10 protein-coding genes are annotated in these 11894 nt (G+C 63.4%); 5 read left to right on the top strand and 5 right to left on the bottom strand.

What is annotated here, in order from left to right:
* The first annotated feature begins 91 nt into the window (after positions 1-91).
* Positions 92-1807: a type I secretion system permease/ATPase gene (locus tag NKJ18_RS09435; protein ID WP_023726319.1), complete on the top strand. Its 1716-nt coding sequence runs from the start codon at positions 92-94 to the stop codon at positions 1805-1807.
* A 3-nt stretch (positions 1808-1810) separates the two neighbouring features.
* A complete protein-coding gene (locus NKJ18_RS09430; RefSeq protein ID WP_023726318.1) occupies positions 1811-3346 on the top strand; it encodes an HlyD family type I secretion periplasmic adaptor subunit in 1536 nt (511 codons plus the stop codon).
* A 199-nt stretch (positions 3347-3545) separates the two neighbouring features.
* Here NKJ18_RS09430 and NKJ18_RS09425 read toward each other — a convergent pair whose 3' ends face one another.
* Entirely contained in the window at positions 3546-4193 is a 648-nt protein-coding gene (locus tag NKJ18_RS09425) for a ThuA domain-containing protein (RefSeq protein ID WP_023726317.1), read from the bottom strand.
* A gap of 257 nt (positions 4194-4450) precedes the next feature.
* On the opposite strand from NKJ18_RS09425, the gene NKJ18_RS09420 reads away from it, so the two are divergent.
* Complete coding sequence (locus NKJ18_RS09420; RefSeq protein WP_352758141.1) at positions 4451-5095, top strand: YjbE family putative metal transport protein; 645 nt, start codon at positions 4451-4453, stop codon at positions 5093-5095.
* A 13-nt stretch (positions 5096-5108) separates the two neighbouring features.
* Here NKJ18_RS09420 and NKJ18_RS09415 read toward each other — a convergent pair whose 3' ends face one another.
* Positions 5109-6494 (bottom strand): FAD-binding oxidoreductase, encoded by a 1386-nt coding sequence (locus NKJ18_RS09415; protein ID WP_352758140.1) that lies wholly within the window; start codon positions 6492-6494, stop codon positions 5109-5111.
* Positions 6495-6719: 225 nt separating this feature from the next.
* Between NKJ18_RS09415 and NKJ18_RS09410 the strand changes: the two genes are divergently transcribed.
* On the top strand, positions 6720-7784 hold the full coding sequence (locus tag NKJ18_RS09410) for a LacI family DNA-binding transcriptional regulator (protein ID WP_031197970.1): 1065 nt from the start codon (positions 6720-6722) through the stop codon (positions 7782-7784).
* On the opposite strand, the gene NKJ18_RS09405 is transcribed toward NKJ18_RS09410, so the two are convergent.
* From NKJ18_RS09405 to NKJ18_RS09395, 3 genes are all read right to left on the bottom strand, one after another.
* Positions 7772-8752 carry an alpha/beta hydrolase gene (locus NKJ18_RS09405; protein ID WP_245271874.1) on the bottom strand — a complete coding sequence of 327 codons (981 nt, stop codon included), beginning with the start codon at positions 8750-8752 and terminating at the stop codon, positions 7772-7774. The two genes, NKJ18_RS09410 and NKJ18_RS09405, sit on opposite strands and share 13 nt — an antisense overlap.
* 14 nt (positions 8753-8766) lie before the next feature.
* A complete protein-coding gene (locus tag NKJ18_RS09400; RefSeq protein WP_023751834.1) occupies positions 8767-9915 on the bottom strand; it encodes a Gfo/Idh/MocA family protein in 1149 nt (382 codons plus the stop codon).
* 254 nt (positions 9916-10169) lie between these two features.
* Positions 10170-10931, bottom strand: a complete 762-nt coding sequence (locus tag NKJ18_RS09395) for a DeoR/GlpR family DNA-binding transcription regulator (protein WP_023686999.1) — start codon at positions 10929-10931, stop codon at positions 10170-10172.
* Positions 10932-11093: 162 nt separating this feature from the next.
* On the opposite strand from NKJ18_RS09395, the gene NKJ18_RS09390 reads away from it, so the two are divergent.
* Positions 11094-11894, top strand: coding sequence for a beta/alpha barrel domain-containing protein (locus NKJ18_RS09390; RefSeq protein ID WP_023692211.1), 801 nt, complete (start codon positions 11094-11096; stop codon positions 11892-11894).

Raw genomic sequence — 11894 nt, 5'->3', positions numbered from 1 at the left:
GGCGCCTTTCCTGGCGCCCGGCCGGCACAATCCAAAGCATCACAATGGGGGGCGAGCCGTGCCGCAGCCAAGACCGCAGTTCGAAGAGGTAATGCATCTGGCCCGGCGCCAGGCGCCCGCCCTGCTCATCTTCAGCCTGCTTGCAAACGTCCTGATGCTCGCCAGCACCGTCTACATGCTGCAGATCTACGACAGGGTGCTGTCGAGCGGGTCGATCGACACGCTGGTGTGGCTCACCCTGGCGGTGATCGGCGCGATCGCCGTCTATGGCCTTTTGGAACAAGCCCGCCGCATGATCCTCGGCCATATCAGCCAATGGCTCGACGACCAGTTGAACGTCCCGGTGATCGAACGAGCCATGGAGGCTCGCCTCGCGGGTAGCAACGTCGAGGCCGGCCTGAAGGACGTAGCGGACCTGCGCGGTTTCGTCGGTGGCGACAGCATGCTGACCTTTCTCGACGCGCCGTGGACGCCCGTCTTCCTGGCTTTCATGTGGCTTCTGCACCCAGCACTGGGCGTGCTCGGACTCATCGGGGCGATCCTTTTGTTCTGCGGCGCGCTCGCCAATGATTTCTTTACCCGCCGCAGGAGCCAGGAAACGTCGGCAGAGCTGCGTCGCAACCAGGTCGCGGCCGGCCAATACATCGATGGCGCTGAGACGTTGCGCTCGCTCGGCATGTCGGGCTCGGCGCTGCAGCGCTGGGAAGAAAAGCAGCAGTCGTTGATGACCATCCAGGCGCAACTTCTCGGTCGCACGACCAGCATCGGGAGCCTGTCGCGCTCGCTGCGCATGGCCCTGCAAGTGGCCGTGCTGGGACTTGGCGCCTACTTTGTCTTGCGCGGCGAACTGACGGCCGGATCGATGATCGCGGCATCGGTACTGCTGAGCCGCGCGCTTGCGCCGATAGAACGCTCGATCGGAGCCTGGCGCAGCCTGGTTACCGCTCGCACCGCGCGTCGCAACCTCATGCGCCTGTTCGCGGACACCAATTCTAGGCAGGGCGGTGAAGTGACCTTACCCCGCCCGCAAGGCCGGCTAAGGCTCGAGAACGCACACTACCATGCGCCGGGTACACAGCAGGCCCTGATGAACAAAGTATCCTTCAACGTCGAGGCCGGCGAGACCTGCGGCGTGATTGGTCCGTCGGGTTCCGGCAAGACCACACTTTGCCGCCTCATGGTGGGAACGTTGCGGCCTTCGCTCGGTCATGTAAGGCTGGACGGCGCAGAGCTCGCGAGTTGGCCTTCGGACCAGCTTGGAATGCACATCGGCTACCTGCCGCAGCAGGTCGAGCTGTTTCCGGGAACGATCGCCGACAACATTGCGCGCTTGCGCGATGTCGATAGTGCCGCAGTGATCGCCGCGGCGCAGGCCGCAGGTATCCACGAGACGATATTGCGGATGCCAAATGGCTATCAAACGGAGGTGGGGCCGCATGGGGCGCGAATCTCGCGTGGCCAACGTCAGCGCATCGCTCTCGCCCGGGCGCTATTCGGCAATCCCGCGCTCGTCGTGCTCGACGAACCGAACACTGGCCTCGACGGCGATGGTGAAATGGCTCTGTTCAATGTTCTTCACCATTTGAAGGAACGGGGCTGCACCGTCATTCTCGTCAGCCACCAGACGAACCTGCTGCGTACGGCGGATCATGTCGTTTTCATGCACGACGGCACCGTTAAGATGTTCGGCACGCGCGACGAGGTGCTGGGCGCGCTGGGCGGTCACCGCAAACCGACTGCCGTGCCGTCGTCCGGGCAAGACAAGACCAGCGTCGTCGTTCCGGCAAAATTGAAGGCGGCGGAGTGAGCCATGAGCGACCGATTTAGCGACCTGTCGAAGATGATGGACATGCTGATGGCCAGCCTGCGTGACGTGCTGGACAGGTTAGTTGTCGCTGCTGGAGATCTAGCTGCGGCGGCTTCGAACCGTTTCGACAGCCTGGACGTGCCGGCGCGCGCCGCGCTGGCTGCAACTGCCACCGCGCTGTTCGTGCTCGTGCTTGTCGGGCTTGTCGGGCTTGTCCGGCGGCGTTCGTCTGCATATCGCGATAGCAAGCGCGACCTGAATCGCCGGACGCGTCCAGCGCGTATACTCGGCTATTTCTCCGCGCTGTTCTTTGTCGGCGGCATCGCCCTCTGGTCAGACGTGGCCCTCCTGGCCAGCGCCATCGTGGCCCCCGGCATCGTCAGCCCGGACGGCTACCGGAAGACCGTTCAGCATCTGGAGGGCGGCATCATCGGGATGATCCACGTGCGGGATGGCGACAAGGTCACAGCGGGCCAGGTTCTGATAAGCATGAAGACGACCGATGCACAGGGCCGCTACGACGAGCTGCATGAGCGCTACATTCGCTTGCTGGCGGTCGAAGCGCGCTTGGGTGCGGAGGTTGCCGGAGAAGATCAGATCATTTTTCCCAAGGAACTGACATCGGCTGACAACCAGGCCGGGCAGAAAGTGGCCGCTGAAGAGCAGGAACTGCTTCGCAGCCGCCTTGCCACTCGCGAGGGGCGCGAGCAGATCCTCAACAAGCGGATACGGCAGATAGAGGAGCAAATCACCGGGTCCAGGGAAGTGATCGCAGCCGAGGAGGAGCAACTGGGGCTGATCGACCGCGAGATCGCTTCGGCACAGGAAATGTACAAAAAGGGATTGGAGCGCCTGCCGCGGATCCTTGCGCTGCAGCGTGCCCAGGCCGACATCCGAGCGAGCCAGGCGTCGAACCGGTCGCAGGTCGCGCGCAACGAACAGCAGATCGGCGAGACCGAGCTGCAGCTTCTCAATTTGCGGCAACAGGATGGTGAGAAAGCGAACGAGGATCTTGGCAAGGTGCGCGGCGATCTGGCCGAATTGCGGAGCCTGTTACCCTCGCGTCAGGATGTGCTGGCCAGGACTGACATTGTCGCGCCGATCGCGGGAACAGTGATGAACGTGCGTGTCACAACTGAATCTGGCGTGATTTCCAGCGGCCAGCCCCTCCTCGATATCGTTCCGAATGGGTCCAACCTGGTCATCGATTCACGGATCAAGCCGCGGGACATCGACATGGTGCATCCGGACATGCCGGCACGCGTTGTGCTGTCAGCCTATCCAACACGGCATCTTCCGCAAATCCACGGGTTGCTCACCTCGGTATCGGCCGACCGGCTGACGGACGAGAGGACCGGAGAACCCTATTTTCTCGCCAAGATCAAAGTCGATATGGCTGACCTCGCAACCCTCCATGACGTAAAATTGTCGCCCGGCATGCCTGCCGAAGTGATGATCCTGACTGGCGAGCACACACTGCTCGACTATATGCTGGCGCCGGTTCGCGACTCGCTCAATCGAGGATTCAGAGAGAATTAGAGTCTTCTACTTTCCCGTATCCCGACGCCATCCAATCCTCCGAAAAGCCGCCCGTCGAACGATACGGCTCGAGTGTCATGGCATTGGCGATTCCTTCGCCAGCGCGCCCCCAGCAGTGTCGGGAGCGCCGCTTCGCGGAACTGGACGATCGCTATAAGCAATCCGTCCCACTGCGCTCAGCTTGACGCCAAGCCCGGGATCAGGCCGATCGGCTGGCCCACAGCACCCCACGCTCGAGAATGGTGCGCATTTGCGGCACGGAAAACTCATCCGCGGTGTGGCCGAGCGCGCTGAAGAAGACGCGGCCCTTGCCATAGCGGCGCTTCCAGACCACGGGCATGACGACGCCGTCGATGAAGTCGAGATGCTCACCGCTGAACGTCGTCGTCGCCAGCACCTCGTTGCTCGGGTCGACATGCATGTAATACTGCTCGGAATGGTAGGCGAAACCCTCGATACCCCTGACGATCGGATCGTCGCTGATGATGTCGACACGGTAGTCGATGATGTCGCCGGGGTGCGCGACCCATTGGCCGCCGGTCATGAACTGATAGGCCGGTTCGTTGCGAAAACTGTCGCCCATGGTGCCATGGAAGCCGGCAAGGCCGGTCCCGCCGCTGACGGCGGCGGTGAGGTTTTGCAGCTCCGGTTTATCGATCGTCGACATGGTGATCACCGGCACGATCAGATCGATGGCCGGGAGCTGCGGATCGGCGAGCGCCGATGTGCCCTCTTCTATCCGCACTTCGAAGCCATGCCCCGTCAATATCTCGCTGACGACAGCGGCGCTGCGAGCCGGCGTGTGGCCTTCCCATCCGCCCCAGAAAATCAGTGCCGTCTTGCTCATGCTCGTCTCTCCTTTGGTCGGCAATATTGATAGGCAAGCGGAACGCTTTTGTCTTCCCTTCCATGATGGGCATTCTGGGACGGGCATTTCTGGTCGGAAATCACGACCCGGCGATGAATTCCGTGGATGAGGACCGATTGGCCGCGCTGGCGTCTTGTTTCAATGCCGGGCTGCACTCAAATCAGCTGTCTTCGCGTTTGCGCAGACATCGGTCCGATCCGCCGCAACCAGCCGGAGCCTTCCGGGGAGACCGCTCTATGAGTTTCGACCAGACGACTGTCGCCGCTTATCTGGAAGTCATCACCATCAACCTTGTGCTGTCTGGCGACAATGTCGTGGTGATCGGCATGGCGGCCGCAGGCCTCGCCAAGGCGTTGCGGCAGAAGGCGATCATCGCCGGCATTGCCGCGGCGGCGGTGATCCGCGTCGTCTTTGCGGTGATCGCGGTGCAACTGCTGGAAATTCCGGGGATCATGCTGGTCGGCGGCATGCTTTTGTTCTGGGTGTGCTGGAACATGTTCCAGGAGTTGCGCTCGGCCGGCGACGGCGAGGACGTCGACACTGAAGCCGCAGCACTTGCGACGGCGCGGCCGGCCAAGGCGCTGCGCACCGCGATCCTGCAGATCGTCGTCGCCGATGTCTCGATGTCGCTGGACAATGTGCTGGCCGTGGCGGGCGCCGCCGCCCACGACATGAATGCGCTGGTGTTCGGTCTCATCCTGTCGGTGGTTCTGATGGCGGTCGCCTCGACGCTGGTGGCGGCGCTGCTTGCCAGGTATCGCTGGATCGGCTGGCTCGGTCTGGCAATCATCGTCTATGTCGCGGGAAATATGACTCTGGACGGCGTCGAGCAGATGAGAACGGTCGACTTCCACGCGCTGCTCTCGCCAGTTGCAAGCTAGATCCTCCTGGCGATCAAATGATATCGAAAATCCGCCCTGGGTTGAGAATGTTGTGCGGATCGAACGCCACCTTCAGCCGGCGCATGGCTGATAGTTCGGCGTCGCTGCGCACGAGGTTCAGCCATTTCTTCTTGTCGAGGCCGATGCCGTGCTCGGCCGAGACGGCGCCACCGCATGCCGCCACGCCGCGATAGATGATCTCATAGGCGGCCGCCGGTTCCGTGGTGTCGACCTGATAGTGCAGATTGCCGTCGCCGAGATGGCCGAAGACGTAGATCTCGGCGCGGCTGTCGACGGCGTGGATCGCGGCTTCGGCGTTGCGCAGGAAACCCGCCATGGTCGCCAACGGGATGCTGATGTCGACGCCGATCATGCCCTCGATCGCAAACAGGAAGCGGTTGGCCTCTTCGCGCACATCCCATAGCGCACGGAATTCGCGCGGCGACTGCGAGACGACCACGTCGGCGACGATGCCGTCTTCGACCGCCTGCATCAGCACCGAAGCGAAACGCTCGCCGTCCAGCTCGGCCTGATTGCCCTGGATCTCGGCCAGCACGTAAACCGGCGCGCCGGCCGGCAGCGGCGCCGGCGCCGCCATGCCGGCAATCATGGAGCCGTAGAGCGGCGAGAAATTCACCTCATAGGCTGACAGCAAGGGACCGAGCCGCTGCTTGAGCAGGTCGAGCAGCGCAATGGCCGCCCCCAGCGAGCCAAGGGCGCAAAAGGCGGCAACCTCGGTGGCGGGCTTGGGATGCAGCCGCAGGCAGGCGCGAGTAACCACGCCCAGCGTGCCTTCGCTGCCAATGAAAAGCTGGTTGAGATCGTATCCCGAATTGTCCTTGGCCAGGCCACGCAACGAAGTCAGGATCGAGCCGTCGGCAAGCACGGCCTCCAGCCCCAGCACCTGGGCGCGGTACATGCCGTAGCGCAGCACGCGAATGCCGCCGGCATTCGTGGCGATGTTGCCGCCGACCGTCGCCGTGCCGCGCGCGCCGATATCTACGCCGAACATCAGGCCGGCTGCATCGGCCGCTTCCTGCACCATTTGCAGCGGCGCGCCGGCTTCCGCGATGATGGTTGCCGCGGCGCGGTCGGGCGCTTCGACCGCGGTCATGCGCTCCAGCGACAGCACCGCTTCGCCCGGCTGCACGCGCGCGCCGCCGGCCAGCCCGGTGCGGCCGCCATGGACGACCAGCTTCTGGCCGATACCACTGCATAGGCGCAGGATTTCGGCGACGTCGGCGGCGTTGCGCGGACGCAAGACCAGTTCGGGCTGGCTGCCGCCCTTGCCGGAGAGGTCGTCGCCATAGCGCGGATCGATAGCATCGCCGATCACAATCGCGGCGGCATCGAGCCGACGATATAGCTGGGAAAGAAGCCGATCGATCTGTTGTGTCATGGTGCCTGGACTTTTCAGCGCTCTTTGTGACCGAGACTTTGATGCGCGACAATTTTCGCGTCAATTGAACAAATTTACGCACGGTATAATCTGTCATTGCGCGTTGAACCCACTGACGTTTCCTGTAAATTTCGTCTGCCGTTGCGTGGCGGACGCGCCGGCTGCAGGACCGTGGGCAGCGTCAAGGGATGACCGAGGTTCTGGCGCGTGCCAGACGAGGATTGAATGCCAATGACGCACAAGACGATGGAGGATTTCGCCCGCTCCTGCGGCGTCTCCAGGCCGACGCTGTCGAAATATTTCGACGATCCGACCAGCGTCAAGCCGGCAACGCGCAAGCGCATCGAAGAGGCGTTGCGGTCGTCCGACTACCAGCCCAATCTGTTTGCCCGCAACCTCAACCGCAAGCGCACCCGCGCCATCGGCATTGTCGTACCGACGGTCACCGATCCCTTCTATTCCGAAATGGTCAGCCGCATCGAGCTCAGGCTGCGCGACGAGGGCTACTGGCCGATCGTCATCTCCTCGCATGGCTCAACCGAGCTCGAAATGGAGGCGACACGTACCATCCTGTCGCTGAAAGTTTCGGGCGCGCTGATCGCGCCGCTCGGCTTGCGCTCGGACCGGCGCACGCTGGAGAAGCTGACCCAGACAATGCCGGTCGTCTATTTCGACACCTATCTTGAAGGCGGCACGCCCTTTGTCGGCAACAACAATGCCCAGAGCGTCTCGACCATCGTCGACTATCTCTGCCGCTCCGGCGACGCCCCGGTCTATTTCGACATCCCGCATGTCAATCACAATTCGCCGGAGCGCCTGAACAGTTACGTCGCCGCGATGCGTCAACTTGGCCAGGAGCCGGTGGTTATCGGCAACACCCGAGACTACACATGGGATTTCGAGCGCATCGGCTACAAGCAGATGGAACAGATGCTCGGGGCCAGCGGCCTGCCGGGCAAGACCGGGGGTCTGCCCGGCAAGACCGGAGGTCTGCCCGGCAAGACCATACTGTGTGCGAATGACCGCCTGGCTTTCGGCGTGATGGCGGCAGCCTTCGCGAAAGGGCTGAAGATCGGCCGCAAGGCCGATTGCGACCTGCGTATCGCCGCCCATGACGACCATCCGCTGAGCCGCTACACCTGCCCCGCACTGACCACCATCGCGCAGGATTTTGCCGCCATGGCGGGGCGCAGCGTCGAGACACTGCTCGCTTTGCTCAACGAGGATACGGCAAACGTCGCGCCGAAGGTCAGCCTCGACGCCGCCCTGGTGATGCGTCAGTCCGCTTGAGCCTTTCCAAAGGCAGGATCGAAGCTTCGCCACGCGGCAATGGCGGCGGCAACCGCCTGTCTCGCTGCCGGGCCGTGACGGCCCATCGAGACGAAGCCGTGGATCTGACCGGGCCAGTGTTCCAGCACGACCGGCACGCCAGCCTGCTGCAGACGCCTGGCATAGGCCTCGCCTTCGTCGGCGAGGATGTCGTGACCGGCGATGGCGATGAAGGTGGGCGGCGCACCGGCGAGGCTTTCCGCCTTCAGCGGTGAGGTACGCCAGTCGCCGATGTCGGCGGCATTGCGGACATAATGGTCGCGGAACCAGGCCATGGTCGAGGCGGTCAGGCCAAAGCCTATGGCGAAGCGCCGATAGCTGTCCGTCGTCTGCCCGGCATCGGTGTTGGGATAAAACAGCAGCTGCGCTGCCGGCGGATTTTTGTCCCCCCGCGTGAGCAGGCCGAGCACCGTGGCGAGATTGCCGCCCGCGCTGTCGCCGGCAACCGCGATGCGGGCAGCGTCGATGCCGAGTTCGTCCGCGGCGCTTTGCATGTAAGCAAGTGCCGCTCGGCAATCCTCTATTGCCGCCGGGAATTTGTGTTCCGGCGCCAGCCGGTAGTCGACGGAAACGACGACAGCGACTGCCCCGTTGGCGAACCAGCGGCAGATCTCGTCATGCGAGTCGAGATTGCCGATCACCCAGCCGCCGCCATGGAGATAGAGCAGCGCCGGAGCGCCTGCCGAAGGCGCGCCCTGCCCAAGATAGATCCTGAGCCTAAGTGGTCCGCAGGGTCCGGAGATGATGCGCTCATTGAGTGCCGCTACCGGCTCACGCTCGCCTTGCAGGTTTGGGAAGCCCTCATTGTAGGCACGGCGCGCCTGTTCAGGCGTTCCCGTTTCGAACGGCGGCGCGCCGGCCTGGCTGCCGAGTTCGAGCACATGCCGGGCCTCCGGATCGAGTGTCGGCAGGGACGGTGGCAATGTCACGGACGAACCTCCCGTCAGGCAAGCAGGGTTGCCGCTTCGTCTTCGCCAAGCAGCGGCGGCTGGTCGACCGTGCCGTTGACGGCAACCGAGCCGCGGCTTTCGCCGGAAGCCAGGATCGCCTCCATGATCTCCAGCACCTGCAGCGCCAGCTCACCGGAGGCGCGCGGCTTTCTGCCCGTGGCCAGCGCGCGCGCCAGATCGGCGACGCCGAGCATGCGGTAATTGGCGCGGTCGGGCGCCACATAGGGCCAGTTGCGGGCGCCATACAATTCGCTCTCGCTGGCGAAATCGGCCCAGTCGGCGCCACGTTCCGACAGCGAGACCGTGCCGCCGAACGTGTCGGGATCGGGTAGCCTGAGCGAGCCTTCGGTGCCGTGCAGTTCAATGGGATGGTTGGAGTGTCTGAAAACATCCCATGAGGCGCCGAAGGTGACGGTGGCGCCCGAGCGGAATTCGAGCAGCGATATTATGTTGGTCGGCGTGCCGACCTTGAATGTCGTGTTCTTGAACGGCCCGTCGGCCGTGATCAGCCTCTCCTCCTGGCCGCGCGTCGCCATCGCCATGACGCGCTCGACCGGCCCGAGCAGATTGACCAGCACGGTCAGGTAATAGGGACCCATGTCGAACACCGGACCGCCGCCGGGCTGATAATAGAATTGCGGATTGGGATGCCAGTGCTCCATGCCCCGTCCCATCATGAAAGCGGTGCCGGTCACCGGCTTGCCGATGGCGCCGTCATCCATCAGCCGGCGCGCGCGGCGGCCGGCTGCACCCAGGAATGTGTCCGGCGCCGAGCCGATCAGCAGGCCGCGCTTCGCGGCCTCGGCGACAAGCCGGCGGCCGTCGGCGGCGGAGGTTGCCAACGGCTTTTCGGTGAAGACGTGCTTGCCCGCCGAAAGCGCCGAGAACGAAATATCGAAATGCGCCGCGGGGATTGTCAGGTTCAGCACGAGGTCGATATTGGGGTCGGCCAGCAGCGCGTCAACGCCGAGGGCGCGGATGCCGTATTCCCTGGCGCGCAGCTCGGCCATGTCAGCGGAAATGTCGGCGCAGGCGCGTAGCTCGACACCACCAAAGAGCGCTGCATTGCGCAGATAGGTCATCGAGATGTTGCCGCAGCCGATGACACCGATGCCGAGCTTTGTCTCTGATTTTCCGTGCATTTCCAGCTTTCCTCCGAAGCCAAGGGCATGCTGCGCAACCGTTGCAGTTCCCACGACCCCCCGCAATCCGCTATACAGGACTTTAAATGTTGACGCGCGTAAAATTTTTATAGAGCTTATGAGAATTCTGGCGTGCACTGGGAGGCCGCCAGCGTGAGGAGGAGAACATGACCGGCATGAAAAACGGCCGACGGCCGCTGCGAAGCCCGTGGCTCATGCGCGCTTTCCGTCGCGCATCAGAGACCGGGATGGGTTCAGGCATAGATCACCTTGGCCCCGATCCTATCAAGCTCGCTGCGTATTGGACCGGGCAGGCCATCGTCGGTGATCACCACATCGACGGCCGACAGCGAAAATGCCTTGGACGTCCCGCTGACGCCCCATTTGCTCGAATCGGCGAGCAGGACAACGCGCCGGGCCATGCGAACGAGGTTTCGCTTCGTTCGCGCCATGTCTTCGTTCACGTCGACCACATCCAGTGACGAGTCTATCGCATGCGCTCCAACAAAGACCTGATGCGCTACCAGGCCGCCGAGAGCCGTATCGGCATCGGTGATCAGCGTGCTCACCGTGTCGGGATAGACCCGGCCGCCGATCATATGAACGTCGAGCCCGGGACGATGCATAAGATGCTGCACGATATTCATGGCCGTGGCCGCGACCACGACATTGCTGAGCGGCGGTAACTGCATGGCAAGCTGCATCAAGGTCGAGCCACCGTCGAAGATGATCGACTGGTTGTCCTCGAAAAGGTCGAGCGCCGCCCGGGCGATGCGCTTCTTTGCGTCGAGGTTCGTTTGCATCCGCCGCGCGAACGCGGCCGTCGTCGAATCGGTGGTCCGGGTCACCGCTCCTCCACGGGTCTTGGTCAGCAGTCCCTTGCGGTCCAGTATTTCGAGGTCGGAGCGCACCGTGACCTCCGACACGCCAAACCCGTCCGACAGGTCCTTGATGCGAACCTGTCCGCTGCGTTGCACCTCGCCCAGGATCGATTGGCGTCTCTGCTCCGACAACATTGCCCTGCCCTTGCCTGCCTGCGCCGAGCAATCGCGCCGGCCTCGGCTCACCTTACCGGAAATATGCAGATTCGAAAGCTTTCGAAAGATTGTTTTTCTTTTTTCTTTCGGAAACACTGGATCGAGCATTTTTAAATCAACCGATCAGGGAATTTTGGACTCATGAGCCTAGGAACCAAGGTGCGCCTCGCGCGCCTCTTCTCGCATCCATCGGGGAACCTTTTTGGCGGCGCGGTCGACCACTTCGTCGGCTATGGCGACGTGCGCAAAGGCGGCCTTGCCGACCTGCCGGGTGCGCTCGCACGCGTCATGGCGGGCAAACCCGACTACGTCAGCATCCAGCCTGGCACCGCGCGCCATCTGTGGCCGCAATATGCGGGCAAAGCTTCCCTGGTGATTCAGGCGGGCTGCTTCACCGCGGACGATCGCATCAGCGAGTTGATCGCAACGCCCGAGGACGCGGTGCGCGCGGGGGCCGATGCGTTGGCCGTGGCCATTCCGGTGCGCGGCGCGACGGAGGGCAAATACATACGCTGGCTGACCGATTCGGTGAATGCGGCGGCCCGCTACGGCATGCCTGTGGTGGCGCATATCTACCCTCGCGATTTCACCGACGGAGCAAAGATCGTCTTCACCCCCGACGAGATCGCCTATGCGGCGCGCATCGGCTACGAGTCCGGCGTCGACGTGATCAAGATCGGCTACACCGGGGATTTCGAGTCGTTCCGGGAGACCGTCCGGACCTGCCCGGTGCCGGTTGTCATCGCGGGCGGTCCAAAGACCGATACGCTGCTCGGCGCGCTTCAGCAGACGGCGGATGCCATCCGTGCCGGCGCGCGCGGCGCCGTGGTCGGCCGCAATCTCTGGGGGCACGGCGATCCGGAGAAGGCAGCGCTTGCCTTTCGCGGCGTCATCCATGACGGCCTTTCGGCGCAAGACGCCTTGGCGAAGGCGGGCGCCTGA

The organism is Mesorhizobium sp. M0217 (assembly GCF_040321955.1).
Lineage (GTDB): Bacteria > Pseudomonadota > Alphaproteobacteria > Rhizobiales > Rhizobiaceae > Mesorhizobium.
Note: the sequence above shows the minus strand (reverse complement) of the source record. Positions and strands in the feature narration are given on the sequence as shown.